The following is a 26506-nucleotide window of genomic DNA, read 5'->3' on the forward strand; positions in this document are numbered from 1 at the left end:
GATGGATTGTGACGCTTCGCACCCTCTGATAGAGTGGGCCCTACGTCCACGCGCCAATTTTGTGCATGTTGGTGACAACAAGGACGAAACGGGAAATTAGACGGGAATTAGCATGTCGAACGCTGCACCGACGTTGTTGGTGGTCGATGATCATCCTATGGCCTTGTCAGGCACTACCGCATTCCTGACGGAGGTGATGCCTGATGTTGCAGTCCACGCCGCTGGCAGCGCCAGGGAAGCGCTGACGAGCCTTCAGCAAGGCCTGCGCCCTGATATTGTGCTGCTCGATATCTGGCTGAACGACGGCACGGGTTTCGATGCCATGCAGACGTTCAAGACCGTGATTCCGGGCGCCCGCTTCATTTTCATGTCGGCCGAAGCCACGCCTGAAATCGTCGGGCGCGCCCGCGCGCTGTCGGCGTGTGGCTTCGTGGGCAAGCACCTGGACGCTCACGCCTTTACCTCCGCCGTGCGCAAGGTACTGGCCGGCGATACCTCGTTCCCGACCGATGAAGCCCTCAGCGGCCGCGCTCAGTCATTTGGACCGGCCCACGGGATTCCGGTCACGCCGGCCGAACTTGGCCTGACGCCTCGCCAGGGCTCCGTGCTCGCGCTGGTGCTCGAAGGCTTGCCCAACAAGGTAATCGCCCGCCGGCTCGGCCTGACGGAAAACACCGTAAAGGAACACGTGTCCGCCATCCTGCAGCGGCTTGGCGTGCGCACGCGCATGCAGGTCATGTCGCGCATGGAACGCTTTCGCCTGCGCCAGTAAGGCGGAAGGCCGCCCGCCCTCACCCCGCAGGGCGAAGCCAGCGGCGCAGCAGCATGCGCAGTGAAGCCGGATCGACTGGCTTTGGCAGCACGAAGTATCCCGCCTCCTCCGCTGCCGCCAGCGCGGCCGATTTCAAGTCTCCGGTCAGCAACGCACTGCGCGCCTGCGGCTGCGTGTTCTGCCAGCGCTCCAGCAGATCGAGGCCGTTTTCGCTGCCTGGCAGCCGCAGGTCGCAGAAGATGATGTCCGGCCGCAACCCCTGAGCAAACAACATGTCCGCTTCCGCGCCATGCGCGGCGCATGCGACGCGGATACCCCAGGCCTCCATCAGCGCGATCCAGGCCTTGCGGATCTGGGTATCGTCGTCAACGACCAGCACCGAGCCTTGCAGCTTGTCCGGCTTGGATTCCTCGGCCGCGGCCATGGCGCGCATTTCGCGCACGCTGGCGACTGTCTCATCCGGCACCGTGGCCAGCGCGAACCAGAAGACGGATCCCTTGCCCGGTACGGAACGCACGCCATAAGTGCCGCGCATCAGCCGCACGCATTCCTTGAAGATGGCCAGCCCCAGCCCAAGGCCCTGCGACGGATCGCGCTGCGGGTTGTGCACCTGGTAGTACGGCGAAAAGATGTCCGGAAGGTGATCGGGCAAGATGCCGGCGCCCGTGTCCCACACCTCCAGCCGCACATGCTTGCGGCGTTGCCGGGCCGTGACCAGCACGCCGCCGCGCTTGGTATAGCGCAGCGCGTTCTGCACCAGGTTGAATAGCGCGCGGCGCAGCAGCACCGGCTCGGCCATCGCAAAAAGCTCGTCGGGCACGCGCGGCGTCAGCGTCAGCCCGCTTTCGCGTGCATCGGTGGCAAACTGGCTCATCACGTCGCGGATCAGCGCGCTCAGCTCGCACGGCTCCAGCGTGGGTAGCACCTTGCGGCCCTCCAGCTTGGAGAGGTCAAGCAGCGAGCGGAACAACAAGTCGATGGTTTGTGTGCCCGCCGCGACCTGCTCCACCAGCGGATGCAGCACCGTGGACTGGTTGCGCGCGCGCAGCGCTTCCACGAGCATCACCAGCGCATGCACGGGCTGGCGCAGGTCGTGGCTGGCCGCGGCCAGGAAGCGCGATTTCTCCTCGCTCGCGTGGAGTGCCCGCTCCTTTTCCTCCTGGAACTGCTTGGCCAGGCGGCGGCTGTCGCCTTCGAGCTGGATCGCCCTGACCAGCGTGCCCTGCAGGCCGAGCGCATGGCGGCCCAGCATCATCGCGTAAATGACCAGCAGCAACTGCACGTAGATGCCATGCCCCGGGAATGCGATCTCGGCCATCAGCAGATTCGGCACCAGGATGGGAATCCCCGCATAGGCCAGGTTCGATGGCACGGGCGCCTGGGATACCGCGCCACCGGCCAGCACGCCCAGGCTCAACAGGTAAAGCACGCTCGAGAACACCGCCGAGCCTGTATACATGTGGAGCAGCGCCGAACTGCCCCAGGTCACCCCGGTCAGGAACGCCAGCGCGCGCATATTGCCCCACCACTTGCGCGTGTGCGCGGAACGGCTCATGGACGCGCCGTCACGCTGGTAGCCCAGGTAAAACCACAGGCCGCCGGCGACCAACACCAGCATCACGGCGCCCCAGCCGAGCAGCGCGGCATGGTCGGCCGAGTTCCAGAAGGTCAGGATGGTCAGCGCCGGTAGCAGTACGGCCGCCACCGCGCCCGACGGCGACGTCTTGTGGACGATGGCCATCAGCTTGGCCCGCGTCTCGGTATCGAGCTGGGCGCCGGGAGGCGGCAGAATTCGCGGCAACAGCCGGTTGAGCAGCGCGTTCAAGTGAATGTGCGGAGGGAAGCGCGGGCGCCGGCAAGCATGCTTCGCGCCCATCGTGGGTGATGCATATCATGCCGCGTTTTGCGGCATCGCGCCACGGCGGTGGGCCGATTGCGCCACAAAAACAGCGACTTGGCCCTGCGGATGGGCACCCGGAAGGGGCAATCGGACCCATTCGCCTTATAATGCTCGCTTTACCCGAATCATTTCCCGCCGTCCCCGTGAAAGTCTTCCGCGGCTTGCCCAACGCCGAGAGCCGGGCGCCCTGCGCGCTCACCATCGGCAATTTCGACGGTGTGCATCGCGGCCACCAGTCGCTGCTTGCGCGTGCGCGTGCGGCGGCCGACGCGCGCGGCCTGCCACTGTGCGTGATGACGTTCGAGCCGCATCCGCGCGAATTCTTTACTCCGGACAAGGCACCGACCCGCATCGCCCTGCTGCGCGACAAGCTCGAAAGCCTGCGCCGCAACGGCGTCGACCGTGTCGTGGTGGAGCACTTCAACGCCCACTTCGCCGGCCAGTCGCCGCAGGCATTTGTCGAGAACGTGCTCTGGCATGGCCTGCATGCGCGCTGGGTGCTGGTCGGGGATGATTTCCGCTTCGGCGCCAAGCGTGCCGGCGATTTCACCTACCTACAGGACGCCGGCCGCCGCTTTGGCTTCGACGTCGAGCAGATGGGTTCGGTGTCCGAAGGCGGCATCCGCATCTCGAGCTCGGCCGTGCGCCAGGCGCTGGCCGATGGCGATCTCGAGCACGCGCGACGCCTGCTTGGCCACGGCTACGCGATCAGCGGCCATGTGATCCACGGCCGCAAGCTGGGCCGCGACCTCGGCTTCCCGACGCTGAACCTGCGTATCTCGCACAAGCGCCCGGCGGTCAATGGCATTTTCGTGGTGCAGGTGCACGGCATTGCGGATCATCCGCTGCCCGGCGTGGCCAGCATCGGCGTACGCCCAACCATCGAGGATGCGGGCCGGGTGCTGCTTGAAGTCCACCTGTTCGACGTCAACGAGAACCTGTACGGCAAGCTGATCCGGGTCGAGTTCATGAAGAAGCTGCGCGATGAGGCGCGTTTCGACAACCTGGAAGACCTGACCGCGGCCATCGCCAAGGACAGCGCCGAGGCACGCGCCTTCTTTGGCCTGACCGCACCGGACGCCCACACCGGCCGTGCCGAGGGCACGGGCGGCCGCGACTTCGCCACGTCCGCCACCGACCGAATTAGCTAGCGGCCCGGCACCCCGCGGTGCCGGTTCGCGCTCCGCCTCATCCCGACTTTCCTGCGCGCACGCCATACGCGGCCCCTGCGCGGCCCCGATATGGGCCCGGTGCGCGCCAAACGAATTGCCCCGAGAATCGACATGTCCAACGACAAACGCGCCAAGCCCGAGAAAAGCAAGTATCCGGTCAATCTGCTGGACACCACCTTCCCGATGCGCGGCGACCTGCCCAAGCGTGAACCGCAGTGGGTCAAGCAGTGGCAGGACAAGCAGCTCTACAAGAAGATCCGCGCGGCGCGCAAGGGTGCGAAGAAGTTCGTGCTGCACGACGGCCCGCCGTACGCCAACGGCGACATCCACATCGGCCACGCCGTCAACAAGGTCCTCAAGGACATGATCGTCAAGGCGCGCGGACTGAGCGGCCTGGATGCCGTCTACGTGCCCGGCTGGGACTGCCACGGCATGCCGATCGAGATCCAGATCGAGAAGCAGTTCGGCAAGGGCCTGCCCGTGCAGGAAGTCCAGGCCAAGGCGCGTGCCTACGCCACCGAGCAGATCAAGCGCCAGATGGTGGACTTCGAGCGTCTGGGCGTGCTCGGCGACTGGGGCCATCCGTACCTGACCATGAACTACAGCAACGAGGCCGACGAACTCCGCGCCCTCGGCAAGATCATGGAAAAGGGCTATGTGTTCCGCGGCCTGAAGCCCGTGAACTGGTGCTTCGACTGCGGCTCGGCACTGGCCGAGGCAGAGGTCGAGTACAAGGACAAGGTCGACCTGTCGATCGACGTGGGCTTCCCGTTCGCCGAGACGGACAAGCTGGCGCACGCTTTCAAGCTTTCGATCGAGCAGGTCAACGCCAAGCCGGGCTGGATCGTGATCTGGACCACCACGCCGTGGACGATCCCGAGCAACCAGGCGCTCAACGTGCACCCGGAAGTGGAGTACGCGCTGGTCGACACGCCGCGCGGCTACCTGATCCTGGCCACCGAGCGCGTCGAGGAACAGCTCAAGGTCTACGAACTCGAAGGCAAGGTCGTGGCCACCACCACGGGCGCCGCGCTGTCGGAAATCCGCTTCCATCATCCGCTCGCCAAGATGGACGCCGGCTATGACCGCCTGTCGCCGATCTACCTGGGTGACTACGTGACCACCGACACCGGCTCGGGCATCGTGCACTCGGCCCCGGCCTACGGCGTGGAAGATTTCCAGTCGTGCAAGGCGCACGGCATGAGCGACCACGACATCATCAGCCCGGTGATGGGCAACGGCGTGTATGCGGGCACGCTGCCGCTGTTCGGCGGCCTGTCGATCTGGGACGCGAACCCGAAGATCGTCGAGGTGCTGAAGGCGTCCGGCAACCTGTTCAACTCGCACAAGTACACCCACAGCTACATGCACTGCTGGCGCCACAAGACGCCGATCATCTACCGCGCCACGTCGCAGTGGTTCGCGGGCATGGACGTGGATCCGGTCGAGCAAGACGGCAAGACCGTGCCGACGCTGCGCGAAACCGCGCTGGCCGGCATCGAGGCGACCGAGTTCTACCCGTCATGGGGCAAGCAGCGCCTGCACAATATGATCGCCAACCGCCCGGACTGGACGCTGTCGCGCCAGCGCCAGTGGGGTGTGCCGATGGCCTTCTTCGTGCACAAGGAAACCGGCGCGCTGCATCCGCGCACGCCCGAGCTTCTGGAAGAAGTGGCGAAGCGCGTCGAGCAGCACGGCATCGAAGCGTGGCAAACGCTGGACGCCAAGGACCTGCTCGGCGACGAAGCCGACCAGTACGAAAAGAACCGCGACACGCTCGACGTGTGGTTCGATTCGGGCACCACGCACTGGACCGTGATCCGCGGCTCGCACCGCGACGACCTGTACGATCCGTCCGCCGATGAAGCCGATGGCCGCCTCGCCGACCTGTACCTCGAAGGCTCGGACCAGCACCGCGGCTGGTTCCACTCGTCGCTGCTGACCGCGTCGATGCTGTATGGCAAGCCGCCTTACAAGGCACTGCTGACGCACGGCTTCACCGTGGACGGCGAAGGCCGCAAGATGTCCAAGTCGGTCGGCAACACCGTGTCGCCGCAGGACATCGCCAACAAGATGGGCGCGGAAATCATCCGCCTGTGGGTGGCCTCGACCGACTACTCGGGCGAATTGTCGATCTCCGACGAGATCCTGAAGCGCGTGGTGGAAAGCTATCGCCGCATCCGCAACACGTTGCGCTTCCTGCTGTCGAACCTGTCCGACTACGACCACAGCAAGCACGCGCTGCCGGCCTCGGAATGGCTCGAGATCGACCGCTATGCCGTGGCTCTGACCGAGCGCCTGCAGAAGGAAGTGCTGTCGCACTACGACGCGTACGAGTTCCACCCGGTGGTCGCCAAGCTGCAGACGTTCTGCTCGGAAGACCTGGGCGGCTTCTACCTGGACGTGCTGAAGGATCGCCTCTACACCACCGCAGCGGACTCGAAGGCCCGCCGCGCGGCGCAGAACGCGCTCTATCACATCACGCAAGCCATGCTGCACTGGATGGCGCCGTTCCTGTCGTTCACCGCCGAGGAAGCCTGGCAGGTGTTCGCACACGGCACCGGCCACACCGACACCATCTTCACGAGCACGTACTACACGCTGCCCGAAGTGGACCAGGCCGACGACCTGCTGCAGAAGTGGCACAGCCTGCGCGAAGTGCGTGCAGAGGTCACCAAGCAGCTTGAAGCGGTGCGCGTGGAAGGCGCGATCGGCTCGTCGCTGCAGGCCGAGGTCAACATCCAGGCCGGCGGCCCGGTGCTGGCCGCGCTGCAGAGCCTGGGTGACGACCTGCGCTTCGTGCTGCTGACGTCGGCTGCCACGGTCACGCACGCGCCGGAAGCCGGCGACCTGCTGGTCACGGTGGCGGCATCGACGCACGCCAAGTGCGAGCGCTGCTGGCACTACCGCGCCGACGTCGGCCAGAACCCGGACCATCCGACCCTTTGCGGCCGCTGCGACAGCAACCTGTTCGGCGCCGGTGAACACAGGAGCCATGCCTGATGGCATCGACCACGTCCCGTTCCGCCCGCCCCGCACGCCGCAATAACAAGGCGTCGGGCAACACCACGCCGCTGCTGTGGATGGCGTTCGCCCTGCTGGTGGTGGTGCTGGACCAGTTCTTCAAGATCGTCATCGTGCGTACGTTCACGTACGGCGAATCGCGCCCGGTGACGCGCTTCTTCAACCTGGTCCTGGTGTACAACAAGGGCGCGGCGTTCAGCTTCCTGGCCGACGCCGGCGGCTGGCAGCGCTGGTTCTTTACCGGGCTCGGGCTCGTGGTCGGCGCGTTCATCGTCTGGCTGCTGTACCGCCATACGGGGCAGAAGCTGTTCTGCTTCGCCGTGTCGCTGATCCTCGGCGGCGCAGTGGGCAACGTGGTCGACCGCGTGATCTACGGCCACGTGATCGACTTCCTCGACTTCTACGTGCGCAACTATCACTGGCCAGCCTTCAACGTGGCCGACTGCGCCATTACCGTGGGTGCGGTGCTGCTGATCGTCGACGAGCTGCGGCGCGTGCGCAAGCACTAAGCCGCCGCCGGCAGCCTGCGCAGGCTGCCGGTATCATGCCGAAACCCAATCTCTGACGAGCCTTCCATGGATTTGCGCGGCAAGCACATCGTTCTCGGCCTGACCGGCGGCATCGCCTGCTACAAGTCGGCCGAGCTGGTCCGCCTGCTGACCAAGGCCGGTGCCACGGTTCAGGTGGCGATGACCGAAGCGGCGACCCATTTCATCACCCCCGTCACGATGCAGGCCCTGTCGGGCCGCCCGGTGTTCCTGTCGCAGTGGGATGCGCGCGTCGACAACAACATGGCGCACATCGACCTCTCGCGCGAGGCCGACGCCATCGTGATCGCGCCCGCGTCGACGGACTTCCTGGCCAAGCTGGCCAACGGCCTGTGCGACGACCTGCTGACCACGCTGTGCATCGCGCGCGACTGTCCGCTGCTCGTGGCACCAGCCATGAACCGCCAGATGTGGGCCGCAGCGCCGACACAACGCAATGCGGCGCAACTGCGTGCCGATGGCGTCGTCATCCTTGGCCCGGGCAGCGGCGACCAGGCCTGCGGCGAAGTCGGCGACGGCCGCATGCTTGAGCCCGAAGAGCTGGTCGACGACATCATCGCGTTCTTCCAGCCCAAGCCGCTGGCAGGCAAGCGCGTGCTGATCACCGCGGGCCCGACGTTCGAAGCGATCGACCCGGTGCGCGGCATCACCAACCTGTCCTCGGGCAAGATGGGCTTTTCGATCGCGCGCGCCGCGCGCGAGGCTGGCGCCGACGTGCGGCTCGTCTCCGGCCCGACTGGCCTGCCTACGCCGCGCGGCGTGGTGCGCAGCGACGTGCGCAGCGCCCAGCAGATGCATGACTCGGTACTGGCCCAACTGCACGGCGTTGACGTGTTCATCGCGGTCGCCGCCGTGGCCGACTGGCGTCCCGCCGAGGTCGCCCAGCAGAAGCTCAAGAAGGCCAACGACACCGACACGCCGACGCTGCAGTTCGTGCAGAACCCGGACATCCTCGCCACCGTGGCGGCACGCGCCGATGCGCCCTACTGCGTCGGCTTTGCCGCGGAGAGCGAGAACCTTGAGCAATACGGCGAGCAGAAGCGCCAGCGCAAGGGTGTACCGCTGCTGGTCGGCAATATCGGCCACCATACCTTCGGCCTCGACGACAACGAGATCGTGCTGTTCGATGCCGCGGGCATGACGCGCCTGCCGCGCGCCGACAAGCTGACGCTGGCGCGCCAGCTGGTGGCCGCCATCGGCCAGCGCTTGCCGGGCCGCGCCCAACCCTGACGCATCATGACAGTGAACCGACCCCGACTGCGCCTGTCTGTGCTCGACCAGAGCCCGGTGATTGCAGGCCATTCTGCCCGTGACGCGCTGGCTGCCACCGTAGAACTGGCGCAGATGGCCGACGCGCTTGGCTACACGCGCTACTGGTGCGCCGAGCACCATGGCCTGCGCGGCGTCTCCAACCCGGCGCCCGAAGTCATGCTGGCGCGCATTGGCAGCGTCACGCAGCGCATCCGGCTCGGCTCGGGCGGCGTGATGCTGCCCTACTACAGCCCGTTCAAAGTCGCCGAGCAGTTCCGCATGCTCGAAGGACTGTTCCCGAATCGCATCGACCTCGGCGTAGGCCGCGCGCCTGGCGGCGATATGCGCACCGCGCAGGCCGTGGCGATGGGCCAGTACGATCGCGGCTCGCAGTTCGAGGAGCAGGTGCGTGACCTTGCGTGCCTGCTGAGCGGCGAGGTCCCTCCCGGCCATCTCGCTGAAGGTGTCTTGCTGCAGCCCGTCGTCGATACGCGGCCCGAACTGTGGGTGCTTGGTTCGAGCGACTACGGCGGTGCACTGGCCGCAAAGCTTGGGCTGCGCTTTGCGTTTGCGCACTTCATCAACGCGCACACCGGCCACCATGTCGCTCGGCAGTATCGCGAAGACTTCGAGGCCGGCTATGCGGACCAGCCTTACAGCGCCGCCGCAATCTTCGTGATCTGCGCTGACACCGACGCCGAAGCGGCCGAACTGGAGCGCGCGGTGGACCTGCGCCGCCTGCAGATGGCCTACGGCGTCAACGCACCAATTCCTTCGCTGGAGCAGGCCGAAAGCCATATCCCGACCGAACGCGACCGCCTGATCATCGAACGCGAGCGCCCGCGCACGATTTGCGGCACGCCTGAACGCGTGGCCGAGCGCATGCTCGCGCTGCGCGAGCAATTCGCCGCGGACGAGCTTGTCGTGCTCAGCGTAACCGCCACCTACGCCGCAAGGCTGCGCACGTACGAACTGCTCGCCGAAGCGTTCGAACTGAATTCCGAAAACTGACGTCCGGCCGGGTAATGCCCGGCCTGCGACTGCCTGAACCCATCCCGAAATGAGCCAGCCACTGAACCCGACTGTTGAAATCAAAGTACTCGATGCCCGCCTGAATGACTGGGGCCTGCCCGCCTACCAGAGCGACATGGCCGCCGCCATCGACCTGCACGCCTGCGTCGATGCACCGGTGTCGATCGCGCCGGGTACGGCTGCGCAACTGGTGCCGGCCGGCATTGCCGTGCATATGGGCAACCCGTACATGGCCGCGACCATCGTGCCGCGTTCGGGGCTCGGCCACAAGAAGGGACTCGTGCTCGGCAACTCGATCGGCGTGATCGATGCCGATTACCAGGGCCAGATCATGGTCAGCGTGTGGAACCGCAACGCGCCGGGTACCGAGCCGATCGTGATTCAGCCCGGCGAGCGCATCGCGCAGATGATGTTCGTGCCCGTGCTGCGCCCGGTGTTCACGACGGTTGAGGAATTCTCGGAAAGCAGCGAGCGCGGCGCCGGCGGTTTCGGCTCGACCGGCGTGCACCACGCCAAGGCCAGCGCCTGAGCGCTGGCTGGCTTCAGCGCATCAACCCTGCTGTTCGAACAGCAGGGCCACACCTCCGGCGGCATCCGCCGGAATCAGCGTTTCATGCGGGCCCAGGTCCTGTGCCGGAACGCCCGACGCGCGCCACAACTGGCGCGCCTCTGCCAGCGCATTCGTCCGCAGGCGGATTGCTGCATAGCCAGGCACGCCACGCCGGATGTGCGACGTGCCGGTAGCGGCCGCCAGTGCCTGCGGCGTGCTGATGACCAGCGTGGCATCGTCGACCGCGAGACTGCAGATGTGGTCGCTGAGCTGGGTCATCTCGCCACCGGTCAGTTCGGCGTACGCGCGGCCCGCAGCATCCACGAGCGCTGGCGCGACCACCAGGAACATCGACGCAATCGCCTGCGCGCCATTGGCGTGGCGAATCCATTCCGGCCGCCAGAGCAGTTCGGGTGTACGGTGCTCGCAGACGAAGTAGCGCGCACCCGGCGCATCGTCGAGCGCCGTGACGCGGAACGTGGCGGCCTGTTCGCTGCCATCATCCAGCACCACGGGACGCGAGAACTCGATCGGGTCCGAGGTATGCCATCCGCCCTCGCGCAGGCGCGCTGCGGTGCCGAACGCATCGGCACTCTTGCATGACATGGCTGCGCAGCCGCCACCGCGTTGCTGGGCTTCCCAGTAATACTGCCGGCTCGGATTGGGCGCCGTGACATGCAGCAGCTCGATATAGTCGCGCGCGAGCATGATGCAGTGGTTCTGCGAACCGAGCGTATGGTAGCCGCGCGGCGTCAGCGTGAAGCCGAGCCGCCGCCAGGCTTGCGCGCCGGCGTCGAGATCGGGGCAGACCACGACGGCGTGGTCGAACATTTCGGCTTGGTTTGCCATCACTCGAACTGGATATTGGCCTTGCGCGCCACGGCCTGCCACTTGTCGTGCTCGTGGCGCACGAGGTTGCCGAGTTCAGCGGGGCTGCCCCCGACAATTTCGAAACCCTGTGCCGCCAGCGCATCGACCACGCGCGTCTGGTGCAGTGATTCCACGAGTGCGTCATGGATCCGGCTCACAGTGGCAGGCGCCATGCCCGCCGGTCCGAACACGCCGATCCATGAATACGCTTCAAACCCGCGCACGCCCTGCTCCGCCACGGTCGGCACCTGCGGCAACTGCTTCAGGCGGCTGGTGCCTGTAACGCCGAGCACCTTGATGGTCTTGGCCGCCACATGGGCCTGCACGGCCGCGTAGCTGCTGAAGAAGATGTCGACCTCGTTCGACAGCACCGCCTGTACGGCCGGGCCGCCGCCCTTGTAGGGCACGTGCAGCATGTGCACACCGGCTTCGGTCGCGAGTGCCTCGGCGGCGAGCTGGTTCAGGCTCCCGATGCCAGACGAGGCGTAGCGCACGCCGTCATGCTTTGCCTTGGCAAGTGCGATCAGCTCGCGCACATTCGATGCCGGCAGGGCAGGATTGGCAGCGATCACCAGCGGGAAACGCACGAGCTGCGATATCGGCGTGAAGTCGCGGAAGGTGTCGTAGGGCAGCTGCTTGTAGGCAAACGGATTGATCGCGTGGGTGTCGAACGCCATCAGCAGCGTATTGCCGTCCGGCTTGGCCCGGGCCACCGAACTCGAGGCGAGCAGCCCACCCGCGCCCGGCTTGTTGTCGACCACGACCGTCTGACCCAGCAGGGATTTGAGGCCCGGCTGAAGCTGGCGGGCGACGATGTCGACGCTGCCACCCGGCGGGAACGGCAGGACCATCGCGATCGGACGGCCGTTCATGGGCGATTCAGCAGGCGCGCTGGCGGCAGTGGCAGCAACGGCTTGCACCGCGGACAGGGGCGTGGCGGCCAGCGGCAGCGCTTTGAGCAGCATGCGGCGCAGCCGCGTGCGATCGGGACGGGACATCGGTCTTTCAGGAAGGGGACAAAAACAAAGGGCGGCATTTCTGCCGCCCCTGTATTTTGCCCGAGGATGGCCGCAATTGCAGACAATGACCTCGTGCGCCTGCTCAGGCCTCCGCGCGCTGCTCGCTTTCCGGTGCCTCCGGCGGTTCCGGATCGGCCTCGGAGAAGTCCAGCTTGATCTGGTCCTGCTCGTCGAGATCGACCACGACCTTGCCACCGGACACCAGCTTGCCGAACAGCAGTTCGTCGGCCAGTGCCTTGCGGATCATGTCCTGGATCAGGCGCTGCATCGGGCGTGCGCCCATCAGCGGGTCGAAGCCCTTGTGTGCCAGGAACTTGCGCAGTTTCTCGGTGAAGCTGGCTTCCACCTTCTTCTCGTGCAGCTGCTCTTCCAGCTGCATCAGGAACTTGTCCACCACGCGCAGGATGATCTCCTCGTCCAGCGAGCGGAAGCTGATGGTGGCATCCAGCCGGTTGCGGAACTCCGGCGTGAACATGCGCTTGATGTCGGCCATCTCGTCGCCCTGCTGGCGCGACGTCGTGAAACCGATGGTGGCGCGGTTCATGGTCTCCGCCCCCGCGTTCGTGGTCATGATGATGATCACGTTGCGGAAGTCGGCGCGCCGGCCGTTGTTATCGGTCAGCGATCCATGGTCCATCACCTGCAGCAGGATATTGAAGATATCCGGATGCGCCTTCTCGATTTCATCGAGCAGCAGCACGCAGTGCGGCTTCTTGGTGACGGCCTCGGTCAGCAGGCCGCCCTGGTCGAACCCGACGTATCCCGGCGGCGCACCGATCAGGCGGCTCACCGCATGGCGCTCCATGTACTCGGACATGTCGAAGCGCAGCAACTCGATGCCCATGATGAACGCGAGCTGCTTGGCGACTTCGGTCTTGCCCACGCCCGTGGGACCCGAGAACAGGAACGAGCCGATCGGCTTGTCGGTCTTGCCCAGCCCCGCGCGCGACATCTTGATGGCGGACGCCAGCGCTTCGATGGCCGGATCCTGGCCGAACACCACCGACTTCAGGTCGCGTTCCAGCGTCTGCAGCTTGCTGCGGTCGTCCTGGTTCACGCTCTGCGGCGGGATGCGCGCAATGCGCGAGACGATGTCCTCGATCTCGCTCTTGCCGATGGTCTTCTTCTGCTTCGACTTCGGCAGGATGCGCTGCGCCGCGCCGGCTTCGTCGATCACGTCGATCGCCTTGTCAGGCAGGTGACGGTCGGTGATGAAGCGCGCCGACAGTTCGGCCGCCGCGGTCAGCGCGGAAGACGCGTACTTGACGCCATGGTGTTCCTCGAAGCGCGACTTCAGTCCGCGCAGGATCTGCACGGTCTGGTCGACCGACGGTTCGACCACGTCGATCTTCTGGAAGCGCCGCGACAGCGCCGCGTCCTTCTCGAAGATGCCACGGTATTCGGTGAACGTGGTTGCGCCGATGCACTTGAGCTGGCCCGACGACAGCGCCGGCTTGAGCAGGTTGCTCGCGTCCAGCGTGCCGCCCGACGCGGCGCCTGCGCCGATCAGCGTGTGGATCTCGTCGATGAACAGGATCGCGTTCGGGTTGTCCTTGAGCGACTTCAGCACACCCTTGAGGCGCTGCTCGAAATCACCACGATACTTGGTGCCGGCCAGCAGCGCGCCCATGTCGAGCGAGTAGACGGTCGCCTTCTCGAGGATGTCGGGCACCTCGTTCTTGGTGATGCGCCAGGCCAGGCCTTCCGCGATCGCAGTCTTGCCGACGCCGGCTTCGCCGACCAGCAGCGGGTTGTTCTTGCGCCGGCGGCACAGCACCTGCACCACGCGCTCGACTTCGCTCTCGCGGCCGATCAGCGGATCGATCTTGCCGGCCTTGGCCAGCGCGTTCAGGTTCTGGGTGTACTGCTCGAGCGGGCTTTCCTTGCCGTCGCCGCCCTCGCCTTCACCGGTGCCGTCGCCGTGCTTGGCCGGCTCCGACTGATCCTTGCGGATGCCGTGGCTGATGAAGTTGACGACGTCCAGGCGCGTCACGCCCTGCTGCTGCAGGTAGTAGACGGCATGGGAGTCCTTCTCGCCGAAGATCGCGACCAGCACATTGGCGCCCGTCACTTCCTTCTTGCCGTTGGAAGTCGACTGCACGTGCATGATCGCGCGCTGGATCACACGCTGGAAACCGAGCGTGGGCTGGGTATCGACTTCGTCGGTACCAGGCACCACCGGCGTGTTGTCAGCGATGAAATTCTTCAGGCTCGTGCGCAAGTCCTCGATATTGGCCGCGCAGGCGCGCAAGACCTCGGCCGCCGTCGGGTTGTCGAGCAACGCGAGCAGCAGGTGCTCCACGGTAATGAACTCGTGGCGTGCCTGCCGGGCCTCAACGAACGCCATGTGCAGGCTCACTTCCAATTCTTGCGCAATCATGCTTCCTCCATCACGCACTGCAAGGGGTGCCCCGCCTGCCGCGCGTGCGTTGACACCAGCTCGACCTTTGTCGCAGCGATATCTCTGGTGTAGATACCGCAGACGCCCTTACCTTCCCGATGAACCGTGAGCATGATCTGCGTCGCGGTTTCCCGGTCCCTGCTGAAATACTGTTGCAGGATCATGACTACAAACTCCATCGGAGTGTAGTCGTCATTGAGCAGCACCACTTTGTACATAGCGGGAGGTTTGAGCTGCTGCTCTTTCCGCTCCAGAATGGTGCCTGCTTCGCGTTGTGGGACATTCGCCAGCCGTGTAGCCATGGCTTTATTCTAACCCTTACTCGCAACTCTGCAATTTGGGGAACAGTTGCAGGATTCAAGAGCCGTGCCACCTGTTTCCACCTGCTTCCCCGACGTTTAAGAAGCGCCAAAGGCACTGCAATGCACGCGGCTGGTGCACATGTGCAGGCTACCGCTGGCGCGCTCTGCACTACCGTGCGCACCCCCACACGGTACCATCTGCCGCCGTCCCATTCCCGCCACACCCTGCCGGCAGTGGGGAATCCGCCAACTTGACAGTAGAGGGGTTTGCCAGAAAAATCGGCCGCACACCCGGTTCAGGCCCGCGAGCCAAGCAAAAAGGCCACACTGGGTGATCCGTGAGCAGGGAGGCCCACGAAACCAGTGGCGGCATTCCCGGCAGGCAACTGCCGGATCCGTCGCCGCGCGATACATCATGCCGCGTCATTGCCGACCGCATCCGAAAGGAAGCGGCCGCCATGGCGCCGCAGCGCTTGTCATCCGGCTGGCCGCAGGCATCCCCGCTTTGAAATCTGCAATTTCGTTGGGGGAGTATATGGCAAGCGGTATCGTCAAATGGTTCAATGACGCCAAGGGCTTCGGGTTCATCAAGCCGGACGAAGGCGAAGAAGAACTGTTTGCGCACTTTTCGGCTATCCAGATGGCGGGCTTCAAGACGCTCAAGGAAGGTCAGCGCGTCTCGTTCGAGGTCGTGCAAGGCCCCAAGGGCAAGCAAGCTACGAACATCCAGGACGCCTCGGCCTGAAGTGCGCCGCGACCGCACCCGGGCCGACAGAGCTCCGGGGTGGTCACCAAGGATGCGGGGGGAACTCCCCCGGAACGGGATCCGCGCAAGGTCGTGCCGCCGCCCTCAGGGCAGCGGCGGTGCCATGGCACGGACCTCAGCTGCACGCTACCGCATCCGACAGAAAGCCCGGCTTCGTGCCGGGCTTTCTGCATTTCGTACCGGTGATGACGGGGCAGATCAGGCCCAGCCCTCGATCTTCAGCCCGCTGGCCTGCTCGGCCTCTTCCCGGCTGACCTTTCGCACGGTCTGGCCGAAGGTCCAGACATGGCCTTCCGGATCGCGGGCGGTATAGACGCGATCGCCGTAGAACTGGTCCTCCGGCTCACGGATGATCACCGCGCCGGCAGCCCGCGCGCGCTCGCAATGCGCATCGAGCCCGTCCTGAAGGTGGACATGGATCGACTGCGTGTTCTTGCCGTTCACGCTGGCGGGGCTCGCCGTGAAATCAGCCCATTCGCTGCCCACCATCAGGTAGCTGTCCCCGAAACGCATCTCGGCATGGGCGAGTTTGCCCTGATCGTCGGTGATGACCATGGTGCGCGTGAAGCCGAACGCCTGTTCCAGCCAGTCCAGCGCGCCCCGCGGCTCCTTGTAGAACACTGCCGCGCCGAGTGCGGCACGGCGAAACGGGTCTTCCATCTGTCGGCTCCTTGCAATGTCGGACACCCTGACGTTCTAGGCAGCCAGCGTCGCGCAGGCAAGAAAAAACCCCGGCAGCCTCATGGCTTACCGGGGTTCTGACGTGCTGCGCCCGCGTACGGGCGCCGGGCGGGATCACATGTTTTCGATCATTACCTGACCAAAACCCGAGCACGACACCTGGGTCGCGCCTTCCAGCAGGCGGGCGAAGTCGTACGTGACCTTCTTCGACAGGATCGACTTTTCCATCGAGGCGATGATCAGGTCAGCCGCTTCGGTCCAGCCCATGTGGCGCAGCATCATTTCGGCCGACAGGATTTCCGAACCCGGGTTCACGTAGTCCTTACCGGCGTATTTCGGCGCCGTGCCATGGGTGGCTTCGAACATGGCCACGGAGTCGGACAGGTTCGCACCGGGGGCGATGCCGATGCCACCGACCTGCGCCGCCAGCGCATCGGAGACATAGTCGCCGTTCAGGTTCAGCGTGGCGATCACCGAATACTCCGCCGGGCGCAGCAGGATCTGCTGCAGGAAGGCGTCGGCGATGGCGTCCTTGATGACGATGTCGCGGCCGGTCTTCGGGTTCTTGAACTTGCACCACGGGCCGCCGTCGACCAGCTCGGCACCGAATTCCTTCTGGGCCAGCTCATAGCCCCAGTCACGGAAACCGCCTTCCGTGAACTTCATGATGTTGCCCTTGTGCACCAGCGTCACCGACGGCTTGTCATTGTCGATCGCGTACTGGATCGCCTTGCGCACCAGGCGCTGGGTGCCCTGCTTGGACACGGGCTTGACGCCGATGCCCGAGGTTTCCGGGAAACGGATCTTCTTCACGCCCATTTCGTTCTGCAGGAAGGCGATCAGCTTCTGGGCCTGCGGGCTTTCGGCTTCCCATTCGATGCCGGCGTAGATGTCTTCGGAGTTCTCGCGGAAGATGACCATATCGGTCTTTTCCGGCTCGCGCACCGGCGATGGCACGCCCTTGAAATAGCGCACCGGGCGCAGGCACACATACAAGTCGAGCTGCTGGCGCAGCGCCACGTTCAGCGAGCGGATGCCGCCACCGACCGGCGTGGTCAGCGGGCCCTTGATCGAGACGACGTATTCCTTGAGCACGTCCAGGGTTTCGTCAGGCAGCCACACGTCCGGGCCGTAGACCTTGGTGGACTTCTCGCCGGCGTAGATCTCCATCCACGAGATCTTGCGCTTGCCGCCGTAAGCCTTTTCCACCGCGGCATCCACCACCTTGATCATCACCGGCGTGATATCGAGGCCCGTACCATCGCCCTCAATGTAGGGAATGATCGGAGTGTCCGGGACATTCAGCGAGAAATCCTGGTTGACCGTGATCTTCTCGCCGGCCGGGACCTTGATGTGTTGGTACATGACGTCTCCAGTACGGAACGGTTAAGACGGCTACCCGGTACACGACCCGGCAGCGAAATATGGGAGGTGTAGCGAAAGCATTGTAGCCGGGCACCCCGGCTCGCCTGCACTGCGCCGCACCAATCCGGTCTTGCCTACAGTCTTATATAAGACACAAGACCGGTTTCATATTATGCAGCAATTTTTCGTGATCTGCCATTCCGCCAAGCCGCACCAGCCAAGGAAAGCGGGCGATTTCCCCCGTCTGCGGCATACTGCTGCCCCATGACGCTAATTGCCCTGAACAAGCCCTTTGGCACGATGAGCCAGTTTTCCGAGCATCCCTCGCGCCCGACACTGGCCGAGTGGATCGTAACGCCTGGCGTGTACCCCGCCGGCCGCCTCGACGCCGACAGCGAAGGCCTGCTGCTGCTGACCGATGACGGCGGCCTGCAGGCGCGCATTGCCGATCCGCGGCACAAGCTCGCCAAGACCTACTTCGCGCAGGTCGAGGGGATCCCCGACGAGGCCGCGCTGGCGCGCCTGCGGCAGGGCGTCGACCTCGGCGATTTCCAGACCTTGCCGGCCAAGGTGCGCGCGGTCGAAGCGCCGTCCTGGCTCTGGCCCCGGAACCCGCCGGTGCGCTATCGCGCCGCGATTCCGACCAGTTGGCTGGAACTGCAGATCCGCGAAGGCAAGAACCGCCAGGTGCGCCGCATGACGGCGGCCGTCGGCTTCCCGACCCTACGCCTGGTGCGCGCCACCATCGGGCGGCTGGATTTACGTGAACTGGGCCTGCAGCCCGGACAGTCATGCGTCGTGGAGCCGGACCGACTGGGCCTGCCACCGGCTCGCGCCCCGCGCCCGGAGCCGCGCAATCTAGGATCAGGCAACGCCGGTACACGCGGCACCGGCAGCAAGGGCCGAGTGCGTTACAAAAACTAACACCCGGCACGTCAACGCACCGGGCAGTGTCCTCGTTGTTGTCGGTGACGCGTCCAATTGCGCGCCAACCTTTCTGACTACAGTCACCCTTCGAGGTAATCGCAATGAAAAAACTGATCGCTGCCCTGGTTGTTGGTCTGTTCGCCACCGGCGCTTTCGCCCAAGCTTCGGCTCCTGCTGCTGCCGACGCTGCTCCGGCCGCCAAGGAAGCCCCGAAGGCCCAGAAGAAGAAGACCTCGCACAAGAAGCACTCGAAGAAGGCTGCTGCTTCGGCTCCGGCTGCGCAGTAAGCTTGCGGCTGCGGCGGCTATCCCACCGGATATCCCCGCCGTACCGTGTGAAAGGCAGGTTGCCCGGCAACCTGCCTTTTTTGTATCTGTCTGGCCGCCGTTCGGACGCCTCTCAGACCCCGTCCGCGTGCGTTATGCTTGCGGCTGCCCTCGAACCTCCCGCCGCATTGCCATGCGAATCCTGACCCAGACCCTGCTTTCCCGCTGCATGTTGGTCGCCACTGCCTTCAGCGGCCTGGCTCATGCCCAGAGCGCCCTGCCCGTGGTGCCGCTCACAGCCGGCATGTATGCCATCCAGGCAGAGGTCGCGTCGACCCCGGCGGCGCGCGAACAGGGGCTGATGTACCGGAAGTCGATGCCGGCCAATGCCGGCATGCTGTTCGTGTTCGAGCAGAAGGCCGGACACTGCTTCTGGATGAAGAACACCGACCTGCCGCTATCGATCGCCTTCCTGGCCGATGACGGCAGCATCGTCAATATCGAGGACATGGCGCCGCAGACGCAAGACAACCACTGCCCGAAGGCAGCGATCCGTTACGCGCTCGAAATGAACAAGGGCTGGTTCGCGCAGAAGGGCATCCGGGCCGGCGCGAAGATTGGCGGGCTGCCGCAGCCGCGCTGAGCGCAACCGGCAGCCAGGCGCCGGCATTGCACCGGCGCCCATCCGGGTACAGGGGAATCAGTCCCGGAAGTTGTTGAAGTCCAGCGGCGCCTCGGACACGTCCTTGCGCAGCATGGCGATCACGCTTTGCAGGTCGTCGCGCTTGGTGCCGGACACGCGCACGGCGTCGCCCTGGATGCTGCCCTGGACCTTGATCTTGCTGTCCTTGATCATGCGCACGATCTTCTTGCCCAGGTCGCCGGTCACGCCCTTCTTGATGGTGATGACCTGCTTGACCTTGTCGCCGCTGATCTTCTCGACCTTGCCGTAGTCGAGGAAGCGCACATCGACGTTGCGCTTGGCCATCTTGTTGAGCAGCACATCCTTGACCTGGCCCAACTTGAAATCATCGTCGGCGAAGGCGGTCAGTTCGCCTTCCTTCTGCTCGACCCGTGCGTCCGAACCCTTGAAATCGAAACGCGTCGAGATCTCCTTGTTGGCCTGCTCGACCGCATTCTTGACCTCGACCATGTTCGCTTCGCACACTACGTCAAACGACGGCATTGCATTCTCCTTGTCACTTGCCTGTCCGGCGCCCGCAACCCGGGCGGGCCGCGCCGGTACTTCCGTATAATCCAGCCTGCCTCGCGCTCCACGGGGCGCCCGGCCGCGCAGCGGCGGCCGCATCACCTCTAGCTTGCATGGCAGATTTCCACGAATTTTATCCCCTGCGCCGCCACAATACATTCGGATTCGACGTCCGGGCGCGATATGCGGCCCACATCCGCAGCGAAGCCGACCTTCTCGCCGCGCTGAATGACCCGCGTGCCGCGGGATTGCCGCTGGTGGTGCTCGGCGGCGGCAGCAATGTGGTGCTGACCGGCGATCTGGACGCGCTGGTGCTGCTGATGGAGATTCCCGGCTTCCGCGTGGAAACGGAGGCTGGTGCCTGGCTGGTCACGGCCGGTGCCGGTGAAAACTGGCACGGACTGGTCTGCCGCACCATCGAGGAAGGCCTGCCTGGCCTCGAAAACCTCGCCCTGATTCCGGGCACCGTCGGTGCAGCGCCCATCCAGAACATCGGCGCTTATGGCGTCGAACTGCGCGAGCGTTTTGCGAGCCTGCGCGCGCTTGACCGCCAGACGATGCGCTTCGTGGACCTGGACCTCGAACAGTGCGGGTTCGGTTACCGCGACAGCCTGTTCAAGCAGGCTGGCCGCGACCGTTACATCATCACCGCCGTGACGCTGCGCCTGCCGCGCGACTGGCAGCCGGTACTGGCCTATGGCGAGCTGGCACGCGAACTGGAAGGCAATGCCGCACCCGATGCGGCAGCGATCCGCGATGCGGTAATCGCCATCCGCTCGCGCAAGCTGCCCGACCCCGCGCAGATCGGCAATGCGGGGAGCTTCTTCAAGAATCCGCTGGTCAGCGCGGAGCAACGGAATGCACTGCTGGCCAGCCACCCAGACCTCGTCAGCTACGCACAGCCCGACGGCAGCTTCAAGCTGGCCGCCGGCTGGCTGATCGACCGCTGCGGATTCAAGGGGCTCAACGACGGCCCGGTGGGCGTCTATGGCAAGCAGGCGCTGGTGCTGGTGCACCACGGTGGCGGCACCGGCACAGCGCTGCTGGCGCTGGCCGGGCGCATCGCCGATACGGTACAGGCCCGCTTCGGCGTTCGAATCGAACCGGAACCGGTCGTGCTGTGACCGGCTCCGCGGCTGCGGTCAGCCGCCTGGATCAACCGAAGTGGCAGACGTAGTCGAGGGTTTCCTGGACTTCGATGTCGAAGCTGCTGTTGCCCGGCACATCGAACTGCTGGCCTGCGCCGTACGTCTGCCAGGCTTCCGAGCCAGCCAGGCGCACGCGGCACACGCCCGCGTTGATTTCCATGATTTCAGGAGCGCCGGTGTTGAACGTCAGCGTCGCCGGAAAGATCACGCCCAGCGTCTTGCGCGTGCCATCGGCGAACAACACGGTGTGGCTCACGCACTTGCCGTCGAAATACAGGTTGGCCTTCTTGACGACCGATACGTTGTCGAACTGGCTCACTTCCATCTCCTTGATTGCAGTTTTGTGGATACGGTCACGTAAAAAGAGGGGCCATGGCGGCCCCTCCCCTTGTGCCTGCCGGCGCGCGCTTCCCTTTCAGTAGCGGCCGCAGAGCAGATATTCCATCAGCGCCTTCTGCACGTGCAGGCGGTTTTCCGCCTCGTCCCAGACCACGCTCTTGGGACCGTCGATCACGGCGGCCTCGACTTCCTCGCCACGGTGGGCAGGCAGGCAGTGCATGAACAGCGCGTCCGGCTCGGCACGGTCCATCATGGCCGTGGTCACCATCCAGTCCTGGAACGCGCGCTTGCGCGCCTCGTTCTCGGCCTCGAAGCCCATGCTGGTCCACACGTCGGTGGTCACGAGGCTCGCGCCCTGGCAGGCAGCGAGCGGATCTTCAAACACCTTCAGCTGGCCCGCCGCCGATGCCGGCACCAAGGCCGGATCGAGCTGGTAGCCCGGAGGCGCCGAGAAATGGAACGTGAAGCCCAGCCGTTCGGCCGCCTGGATCCAGGTGTAGGCCATGTTGTTGGCATCGCCGATCCACGCCACGGTCTTGCCGCGGATGCTGCCGCGCTGCTCGATATAGGTGAACACATCGGCCAGCACCTGGCACGGGTGGTATTCGTTGGTCAGGCCGTTGATGACCGGCACCCGCGAATGCGCGGCGAAGCGTTCGATGATGTCCTGCCCGAACGTGCGGATCATGATGATGTCGACCATGCGCGAAATCACCTGCGCCGCATCCTCGATCGGCTCGCCACGCCCAAGCTGCGAGTCACGCGTGTTGAGGAACACCGCATGGCCACCAAGCTGGTGGATGCCAGCTTCGAACGACAGGCGCGTACGCGTCGAGTTCTTCTCGAAGATCATCGCCAGCGTGCGGTCGTGCAGCGGGTGCCATGTCTCGTAGTTCTTGAACTTGGCCTTGAGGATCCGTGCGCGGTCCAGCAGGTACTCGTACTCGTCGGGAGTCAAGTCGCTGAACTGGAGGTAATGCTTGATCGGGGTTGAGCTCATAAAACAAAGAAGGCGGCCCGGAGGGGACACGCCGTCATGAAGTGCATGACAGAAGCGCGTCGCGGAGCCGCCTTTCGCGTCGCATACGCAATTTACTTGCAATGATCATAAGGGATTATTTCTGCTTTGGCGAGCCCGGAAGAACCCGGTTCGCCACCCGTTGACAGGTTCCCGACAGGATTTCGGGCTTATGCGCAAGTCTTATATAAGATATAATACTCGCTGATTCACGCGGGGCCCGGCATACCCTTGCCGCTGCCCGCCGCCGGCATCAAAAGTGCCCCCGCAGACACCGACGCCCCGCCAGTCCCGGCCGGAAAAGAGCGAACCAACACTCGCCGGCCGCGTCAAAACCGGGCGCCCGTTACGCGGGTTTTCCGTCGAGTCACCACGCCTCACCCGCAGTCGCCCAGTCTCATGAACCCCAATGTTCGCGAATATTTCATCCAAGGCATTACCAAGGAGGGCAAGACCTTCCGCCCGAGCGACTGGGCTGAACGACTCTGCGGCGTCATGGCGCAATTCCGCCCCGAAGGCGATAGCGGCGATCCGCGCCTGACCTATTCCCCGTATGTACGCCCGATCTTCTCGGGCAACATCAAATGCGTCGTGGTCGATGTGCGACTCCGCGAGATTGAACCCAAGGCGCTGGACTTCGTGCTGAACTTCGCCCGCGACAACAACCTGCAGCTGGTCGAAGCCTGCTCGCTCGAATAAGTCAGCCGGAGCCGCATGAAGATGCGGCAGCCGGAAAGCAAAAAAGCTCGTCGGACGACGAGCTTTTTTTTGTTGCGCAGGTACCGTAGCACCCGTCAGCGGGCCGCCGTGGCGGCCCATGCAGCTATCAGGCAGCCATGGCCTTGATGGCAGCCGACAGACGCGACTTGTGACGTGCAGCCTTGTTCTTGTGCACGATCTTCTTGTCAGCAATGCTGTCGATGGTGGCTTGCGAGTTCTTGAAGATCTCTGCAGCGGCAGCCTTGTCGCCGGCGTCGATAGCCTTGCGAACAGCCTTCACGGCGGTACGCAGACGCGAGCGCAGGCTGGAGTTGTGGGCGTTCTGGGCAACGGCTTGGCGAGCGCGTTTGCGAGCTTGTGCGGAATTTGCCATTTAAATAAGTATCCTGAATTCAGATGCGTGCCGCGGGGGACACAACAATTAAGTCATATCAAGCGACCCGGGATGCACTGACACACGAATCCGGAACGCAACTATCCTTGTGAATCGGCAATTATACACACGCGTCAGCGCCACACGCAAGACTGACCTCGGTATACCGTTCTGACCCGGAAGCCGGCGGGACGATCCGTATAATAGTCGTCACTTCGACGCGCGCGCGTGCCGCCGCGGCAACTTTACCGCGCGCCGGGCGTCAGAACCGCCATCCCGATGCTTGCGCGGCGTGCGCGACCCGCACCCTGCCGTGCCAGCGCCAGCACTGCCCGATCCACCACTTCCCGCCCACTCACCTTGAATCTGCTCAAAGCGCTCGCCACCATCAGCGGCCTGACCATGCTCTCGCGCATCACGGGGCTGGTGCGCGAAATCCTCATCGCCCGGGCGTTCGGCGCGTCGGACATGACTGACGCCTTCAACGTGGCCTTCCGGATTCCCAACCTGCTGCGGCGTATCTTTGGCGAAGGCGCGTTCTCACAGGCCTTCGTCCCGATCCTCGGCGAATACCACGCCAAGCGCGGTGACGCCGAGACCAAGCTCCTGATCGATGCCGTCGCCACGGTCATGACCTGGGCGCTGATGGGCGTGTCGCTGCTTGGCGTGATCGGCGCACCACTGGTGATGACCGTGGTGGCGACCGGCTTCCGTGGTCAGGGCGAAACGTACACCGCCGCGGTCTTCATGACGCGCGTGATGTTCCCGTACATCGGCCTGATCTCGCTGGTGGCGCTGGCATCCGGCATCCTCAACACGTGGCGCAAGTTCGCGGTGCCGGCCTTCACCCCGGTCCTGCTGAACCTGTGCCTGATCGTCGCCGCGCTGTTCGTCGGCCCGCACATGGACCAGCCGATCTACGCGCAGGCGTGGGGCGTGCTGGTCGGCGGCATCCTGCAACTGGTGATTCAGGTGCCTGCGCTGCGTCGCCTGGGCGCGATGCCGCGCCTGGGCTTCAGTGTGCGCGAGGCGTGGGCCAACGCCGGCGTGCGCCGCATCCTGAAGCAGATGGGGCCGGCGCTGCTGGCCGTGTCGGTGGCGCAGATCAGCCTGATCATCAATACCAACATTGCCTCGCGCCTGGCCGCAGGCAGCGTGTCGTACCTGACCTATGCCGACCGCCTGATGGAGTTTCCGACCGCGCTGCTCGGCGTGGCGCTGGGGACCATCCTCCTGCCGAGCCTGTCGAAAGCCAGCGCCCAGGACAATCGCGAAGAGTACTCGGGCCTGCTCGACTGGGGCCTGCGCCTGACCTTCCTGCTCGCGGTGCCATGCGCGGTGGGCCTGTTCGTGTTCGGTACGCCGCTGACCGCGGTGCTGTTCAACTACGGCAAGTTCGACGCGCACGCCGTCGAGATGACGCGCCAGGCGCTGGTGTCGTACGGCACCGGCCTGCTCGGCCTCATCGTCATCAAGATCCTGGCCCCGGGCTTCTATGCGCGACAGGACATCCGCACGCCGGTGAAGATCGCGATCGTGGTGCTGGTCATCACGCAGGCCTGCAACTATGTGTTCGTGCCGTGGCTCGGCCATGCGGGCCTGGCGCTGTCGATCAGCGTCGGCGCCAGCATCAATGCACTACTGCTTTTTGCGGGGCTGGTGCGCCGAGGGTTCTACCGGCCCGCGCCCGGATGGTGGCTGTTCCTGGCGCAACTCTTCACTGCGGTGCTGCTGCTGTCGGGCCTGCTGCTCTGGTTCGTACGCAACTTCGACTGGGTCGGCCTGGGTGCCACGCCGCTGCTGCGCATTGCCCTGCTGGCCTCCTGCCTGATACTTGCGGCGGTGGTCTACTTCGGTACACTGTGGCTCATGGGACTGCGATACGCCGCCTTCAAGCGCCGGACGGCCTAAGGCCTGTTCATATATGGAACGTGCCATAGCGAGTAGTGGGCGCCAGCGCACGGCCCGGCCGTGCCGCATCAGGAATCCGCAATGACAAGTACGAAAGTCCTGGACTATTTCGCCAGCCTTGTGGCCGACGAAAACGGCATCCCGCTGACTGAAACCGCACTTTCCATCGCGCAAGACGCCTACCCGGACCTGGACCTGCAAGCCGAACTGGCGGCGTTGGATGTGCTCGCGCTGCGCCTGAAGCGCCGGATTGCCGAAGGCACGCCAGCGATCCAGCGGCTGCGTCTGTTGAACCACTTTTTCTATCGCGACCTCGGCTTCGGCGCGAATGCCAACGACTACTACGACCCGGACAATTCGTACCTGAACGTGGTGCTCAAGCAGCGCCGCGGCATCCCGATTTCGCTGGCGGTGCTGTACATGGAGCTTGGCCAGCAGATCGGCCTGCCGCTCAAGGGCGTGTCGTTCCCGAACCATTTCCTGGTGCGCATGACGATTCCGGCGGGCGAAGTCGTGCTCGACCCGCTGACCGGCGAGACCCTGTCAAAGGAACAACTTCAGGAGATGCTCGACCCGTATCTCGAGCGGGAAGGGATTTCCGACCCTGGCCAGGTGCCGCTGGGCCTGTTCCTGCAGGCCGCGAGCCACCGCGAGATCATCGCGCGCATGCTGCGCAACCTGAAGGCGATCTATCTGCAGGAATCACGCTGGCAGCGGCTGCTCGCGGTGCAGAACCGCCTGGTGATCCTGCTGCCCGGGTCGATCGAGGAAGTACGCGACCGCGGCCTGGCATATGCAAATCTCGAGTGCTTCCGTCCTGCGCTCGAAGATCTGGAAGCCTATGTGAAGGCGCGCCCGGATGCCGCCGACATCGCGCAGATCCGCGACCGCATGCCCGCCCTGCGCATGATGAGCCGCAGCCTCAACTGAGACCGCGGCAG

Annotated in this window: 26 protein-coding genes; 15 read left to right on the plus strand and 11 right to left on the minus strand. The window is 64.8% G+C overall.

What is annotated here, in order from left to right; translation table 11 throughout:
* Window positions 1-112: 112 nt before the first annotated feature.
* Entirely contained in the window at window positions 113-772 is a 660-nt protein-coding gene (locus KHO41_RS06230) for a response regulator (protein WP_011298888.1), read from the plus strand.
* Between the two features lie 19 nt (window positions 773-791).
* On the opposite strand, the gene KHO41_RS06235 is transcribed toward KHO41_RS06230, so the two are convergent.
* Complete coding sequence (locus tag KHO41_RS06235; RefSeq protein ID WP_211952433.1) at window positions 792-2597, minus strand: hybrid sensor histidine kinase/response regulator; 1806 nt, start codon at window positions 2595-2597, stop codon at window positions 792-794.
* A gap of 218 nt (window positions 2598-2815) precedes the next feature.
* Here KHO41_RS06235 and KHO41_RS06240 point away from each other — a divergent pair, with 218 nt between their 5' ends.
* The 6 genes from KHO41_RS06240 (at window position 2816) to dut (ending at window position 10228) form a co-directional block, all read left to right on the plus strand.
* Window positions 2816-3823, plus strand: a complete 1008-nt coding sequence (locus tag KHO41_RS06240) for a bifunctional riboflavin kinase/FAD synthetase (RefSeq protein WP_211952434.1) — start codon at window positions 2816-2818, stop codon at window positions 3821-3823.
* A gap of 132 nt (window positions 3824-3955) precedes the next feature.
* Window positions 3956-6847 carry an isoleucine--tRNA ligase gene (gene ileS / locus KHO41_RS06245; protein ID WP_211952435.1) on the plus strand — a complete coding sequence of 964 codons (2892 nt, stop codon included), beginning with the start codon at window positions 3956-3958 and terminating at the stop codon, window positions 6845-6847.
* A complete protein-coding gene (gene lspA, locus KHO41_RS06250) occupies window positions 6847-7377 on the plus strand; it encodes a signal peptidase II (RefSeq protein WP_211952436.1) in 531 nt (176 codons plus the stop codon). Before ileS ends, lspA begins: the two co-directional genes overlap by 1 nt.
* Before the next feature lie 66 nt (window positions 7378-7443).
* Entirely contained in the window at window positions 7444-8646 is a 1203-nt protein-coding gene (gene coaBC, locus KHO41_RS06255) for a bifunctional phosphopantothenoylcysteine decarboxylase/phosphopantothenate--cysteine ligase CoaBC (RefSeq protein ID WP_211952437.1), read from the plus strand.
* Window positions 8647-8652: 6 nt separating this feature from the next.
* The gene (locus tag KHO41_RS06260) at window positions 8653-9678 is read left to right on the plus strand and encodes an LLM class flavin-dependent oxidoreductase (protein ID WP_211952438.1); all 1026 of its coding nucleotides are present in this window, start codon (window positions 8653-8655) and stop codon (window positions 9676-9678) included.
* A 49-nt stretch (window positions 9679-9727) separates the two neighbouring features.
* A complete protein-coding gene (dut, locus tag KHO41_RS06265) occupies window positions 9728-10228 on the plus strand; it encodes a dUTP diphosphatase (protein ID WP_211952439.1) in 501 nt (166 codons plus the stop codon).
* A gap of 21 nt (window positions 10229-10249) precedes the next feature.
* Here the strand turns inward: dut and KHO41_RS06270 are convergent, their stop codons facing one another.
* From KHO41_RS06270 to clpS, 4 genes are all read right to left on the minus strand, one after another.
* Complete coding sequence (locus KHO41_RS06270; RefSeq protein ID WP_211952440.1) at window positions 10250-11098, minus strand: VOC family protein; 849 nt, start codon at window positions 11096-11098, stop codon at window positions 10250-10252.
* Complete coding sequence (locus KHO41_RS06275; RefSeq protein WP_211952441.1) at window positions 11098-12117, minus strand: tripartite tricarboxylate transporter substrate binding protein; 1020 nt, start codon at window positions 12115-12117, stop codon at window positions 11098-11100. Before KHO41_RS06275 ends, KHO41_RS06270 begins: the two co-directional genes overlap by 1 nt.
* 103 nt (window positions 12118-12220) lie before the next feature.
* Complete coding sequence (gene clpA / locus KHO41_RS06280) at window positions 12221-14518, minus strand: ATP-dependent Clp protease ATP-binding subunit ClpA (RefSeq protein WP_211952442.1); 2298 nt, start codon at window positions 14516-14518, stop codon at window positions 12221-12223.
* Window positions 14515-14841, minus strand: a complete 327-nt coding sequence (gene clpS / locus KHO41_RS06285) for an ATP-dependent Clp protease adapter ClpS (RefSeq protein ID WP_011298899.1) — start codon at window positions 14839-14841, stop codon at window positions 14515-14517. Before clpS ends, clpA begins: the two co-directional genes overlap by 4 nt.
* Before the next feature lie 535 nt (window positions 14842-15376).
* On the opposite strand from clpS, the gene KHO41_RS06290 reads away from it, so the two are divergent.
* The gene (locus tag KHO41_RS06290; RefSeq protein WP_011298900.1) at window positions 15377-15586 is read left to right on the plus strand and encodes a cold-shock protein; all 210 of its coding nucleotides are present in this window, start codon (window positions 15377-15379) and stop codon (window positions 15584-15586) included.
* A 219-nt stretch (window positions 15587-15805) separates the two neighbouring features.
* On the opposite strand, the gene KHO41_RS06295 is transcribed toward KHO41_RS06290, so the two are convergent.
* Together KHO41_RS06295 and icd are read right to left on the minus strand one after the other, a co-directional pair.
* Window positions 15806-16267: a VOC family protein gene (locus KHO41_RS06295; protein WP_211952443.1), complete on the minus strand. Its 462-nt coding sequence runs from the start codon at window positions 16265-16267 to the stop codon at window positions 15806-15808.
* Between the two features lie 135 nt (window positions 16268-16402).
* A complete protein-coding gene (gene icd / locus KHO41_RS06300) occupies window positions 16403-17653 on the minus strand; it encodes an NADP-dependent isocitrate dehydrogenase (RefSeq protein WP_211952444.1) in 1251 nt (416 codons plus the stop codon).
* Between the two features lie 264 nt (window positions 17654-17917).
* Between icd and KHO41_RS06305 the strand changes: the two genes are divergently transcribed.
* The 3 genes from KHO41_RS06305 to KHO41_RS06315 all read left to right on the plus strand — a co-directional run bounded on the left by KHO41_RS06305 (window position 17918) and on the right by KHO41_RS06315 (window position 19489).
* Window positions 17918-18577 (plus strand): pseudouridine synthase, encoded by a 660-nt coding sequence (locus KHO41_RS06305; protein ID WP_211952445.1) that lies wholly within the window; start codon window positions 17918-17920, stop codon window positions 18575-18577.
* Window positions 18578-18681: 104 nt separating this feature from the next.
* Window positions 18682-18867, plus strand: coding sequence for a hypothetical protein (locus KHO41_RS06310; protein ID WP_211952446.1), 186 nt, complete (start codon window positions 18682-18684; stop codon window positions 18865-18867).
* Window positions 18868-19039: 172 nt separating this feature from the next.
* Window positions 19040-19489, plus strand: coding sequence for a DUF192 domain-containing protein (locus KHO41_RS06315; RefSeq protein WP_211952447.1), 450 nt, complete (start codon window positions 19040-19042; stop codon window positions 19487-19489).
* 57 nt (window positions 19490-19546) lie between these two features.
* Here KHO41_RS06315 and KHO41_RS06320 read toward each other — a convergent pair whose 3' ends face one another.
* On the minus strand, window positions 19547-20032 hold the full coding sequence (locus tag KHO41_RS06320) for a YajQ family cyclic di-GMP-binding protein (RefSeq protein WP_011298906.1): 486 nt from the start codon (window positions 20030-20032) through the stop codon (window positions 19547-19549).
* Window positions 20033-20169: 137 nt separating this feature from the next.
* Between KHO41_RS06320 and murB the strand changes: the two genes are divergently transcribed.
* Window positions 20170-21180 (plus strand): UDP-N-acetylmuramate dehydrogenase, encoded by a 1011-nt coding sequence (murB, locus tag KHO41_RS06325; protein ID WP_211952448.1) that lies wholly within the window; start codon window positions 20170-20172, stop codon window positions 21178-21180.
* A 31-nt stretch (window positions 21181-21211) separates the two neighbouring features.
* On the opposite strand, the gene ppnP is transcribed toward murB, so the two are convergent.
* Both ppnP and argF read right to left on the minus strand, forming a co-directional pair.
* On the minus strand, window positions 21212-21523 hold the full coding sequence (gene ppnP / locus KHO41_RS06330) for a pyrimidine/purine nucleoside phosphorylase (RefSeq protein WP_140951553.1): 312 nt from the start codon (window positions 21521-21523) through the stop codon (window positions 21212-21214).
* A gap of 96 nt (window positions 21524-21619) precedes the next feature.
* Window positions 21620-22543, minus strand: coding sequence for an ornithine carbamoyltransferase (gene argF / locus KHO41_RS06335; protein ID WP_211952449.1), 924 nt, complete (start codon window positions 22541-22543; stop codon window positions 21620-21622).
* Between the two features lie 417 nt (window positions 22544-22960).
* Here argF and KHO41_RS06340 point away from each other — a divergent pair, with 417 nt between their 5' ends.
* Window positions 22961-23260, plus strand: a complete 300-nt coding sequence (locus KHO41_RS06340; RefSeq protein ID WP_211952450.1) for a DUF3579 domain-containing protein — start codon at window positions 22961-22963, stop codon at window positions 23258-23260.
* A gap of 127 nt (window positions 23261-23387) precedes the next feature.
* Here KHO41_RS06340 and rpsT read toward each other — a convergent pair whose 3' ends face one another.
* Window positions 23388-23654 (minus strand): 30S ribosomal protein S20, encoded by a 267-nt coding sequence (gene rpsT, locus KHO41_RS06345; protein WP_011298911.1) that lies wholly within the window; start codon window positions 23652-23654, stop codon window positions 23388-23390.
* Window positions 23655-24014: 360 nt separating this feature from the next.
* Here rpsT and murJ point away from each other — a divergent pair, with 360 nt between their 5' ends.
* Both murJ and KHO41_RS06355 read left to right on the plus strand, forming a co-directional pair.
* On the plus strand, window positions 24015-25565 hold the full coding sequence (murJ, locus tag KHO41_RS06350) for a murein biosynthesis integral membrane protein MurJ (protein WP_211952451.1): 1551 nt from the start codon (window positions 24015-24017) through the stop codon (window positions 25563-25565).
* 81 nt (window positions 25566-25646) lie between these two features.
* The gene (locus tag KHO41_RS06355; protein ID WP_011298913.1) at window positions 25647-26495 is read left to right on the plus strand and encodes a SirB1 family protein; all 849 of its coding nucleotides are present in this window, start codon (window positions 25647-25649) and stop codon (window positions 26493-26495) included.
* The last annotated feature ends 11 nt before the right edge of the window (window positions 26496-26506 follow it).

Origin of the sequence: Cupriavidus numazuensis (assembly GCF_905397435.1) — a bacterium.
Lineage (GTDB): Bacteria > Pseudomonadota > Gammaproteobacteria > Burkholderiales > Burkholderiaceae > Cupriavidus > Cupriavidus numazuensis.

Excerpts from the sequence above, each read along its gene's own strand:
- KHO41_RS06230 (WP_011298888.1), top strand. The coding sequence starts at position 113 with ATGTCGAACGCTGCACCGACGTTGTTGGTGGTCGATGATCATCCTATG.
- ileS (WP_211952435.1), top strand. The coding sequence starts at position 3,956 with ATGTCCAACGACAAACGCGCCAAGCCCGAGAAAAGCAAGTATCCGGTC.
- lspA (WP_211952436.1), top strand. The coding sequence starts at position 6,847 with ATGGCATCGACCACGTCCCGTTCCGCCCGCCCCGCACGCCGCAATAAC.
- coaBC (WP_211952437.1), top strand. The coding sequence starts at position 7,444 with ATGGATTTGCGCGGCAAGCACATCGTTCTCGGCCTGACCGGCGGCATC.
- KHO41_RS06260 (WP_211952438.1), top strand. The coding sequence starts at position 8,653 with ATGACAGTGAACCGACCCCGACTGCGCCTGTCTGTGCTCGACCAGAGC.
- dut (WP_211952439.1), top strand. The coding sequence starts at position 9,728 with ATGAGCCAGCCACTGAACCCGACTGTTGAAATCAAAGTACTCGATGCC.
- KHO41_RS06270 (WP_211952440.1), bottom strand. The coding sequence starts at position 11,098 with ATGGCAAACCAAGCCGAAATGTTCGACCACGCCGTCGTGGTCTGCCCC.
- KHO41_RS06275 (WP_211952441.1), bottom strand. The coding sequence starts at position 12,117 with ATGTCCCGTCCCGATCGCACGCGGCTGCGCCGCATGCTGCTCAAAGCG.
- clpA (WP_211952442.1), bottom strand. The coding sequence starts at position 14,518 with ATGATTGCGCAAGAATTGGAAGTGAGCCTGCACATGGCGTTCGTTGAG.
- clpS (WP_011298899.1), bottom strand. The coding sequence starts at position 14,841 with ATGGCTACACGGCTGGCGAATGTCCCACAACGCGAAGCAGGCACCATT.
- KHO41_RS06290 (WP_011298900.1), top strand. The coding sequence starts at position 15,377 with ATGGCAAGCGGTATCGTCAAATGGTTCAATGACGCCAAGGGCTTCGGG.
- KHO41_RS06295 (WP_211952443.1), bottom strand. The coding sequence starts at position 16,267 with ATGGAAGACCCGTTTCGCCGTGCCGCACTCGGCGCGGCAGTGTTCTAC.
- icd (WP_211952444.1), bottom strand. The coding sequence starts at position 17,653 with ATGTACCAACACATCAAGGTCCCGGCCGGCGAGAAGATCACGGTCAAC.
- KHO41_RS06305 (WP_211952445.1), top strand. The coding sequence starts at position 17,918 with ATGACGCTAATTGCCCTGAACAAGCCCTTTGGCACGATGAGCCAGTTT.
- KHO41_RS06310 (WP_211952446.1), top strand. The coding sequence starts at position 18,682 with ATGAAAAAACTGATCGCTGCCCTGGTTGTTGGTCTGTTCGCCACCGGC.
- KHO41_RS06315 (WP_211952447.1), top strand. The coding sequence starts at position 19,040 with ATGCGAATCCTGACCCAGACCCTGCTTTCCCGCTGCATGTTGGTCGCC.
- KHO41_RS06320 (WP_011298906.1), bottom strand. The coding sequence starts at position 20,032 with ATGCCGTCGTTTGACGTAGTGTGCGAAGCGAACATGGTCGAGGTCAAG.
- murB (WP_211952448.1), top strand. The coding sequence starts at position 20,170 with ATGGCAGATTTCCACGAATTTTATCCCCTGCGCCGCCACAATACATTC.
- argF (WP_211952449.1), bottom strand. The coding sequence starts at position 22,543 with ATGAGCTCAACCCCGATCAAGCATTACCTCCAGTTCAGCGACTTGACT.
- KHO41_RS06340 (WP_211952450.1), top strand. The coding sequence starts at position 22,961 with ATGAACCCCAATGTTCGCGAATATTTCATCCAAGGCATTACCAAGGAG.
- rpsT (WP_011298911.1), bottom strand. The coding sequence starts at position 23,654 with ATGGCAAATTCCGCACAAGCTCGCAAACGCGCTCGCCAAGCCGTTGCC.
- KHO41_RS06355 (WP_011298913.1), top strand. The coding sequence starts at position 25,647 with ATGACAAGTACGAAAGTCCTGGACTATTTCGCCAGCCTTGTGGCCGAC.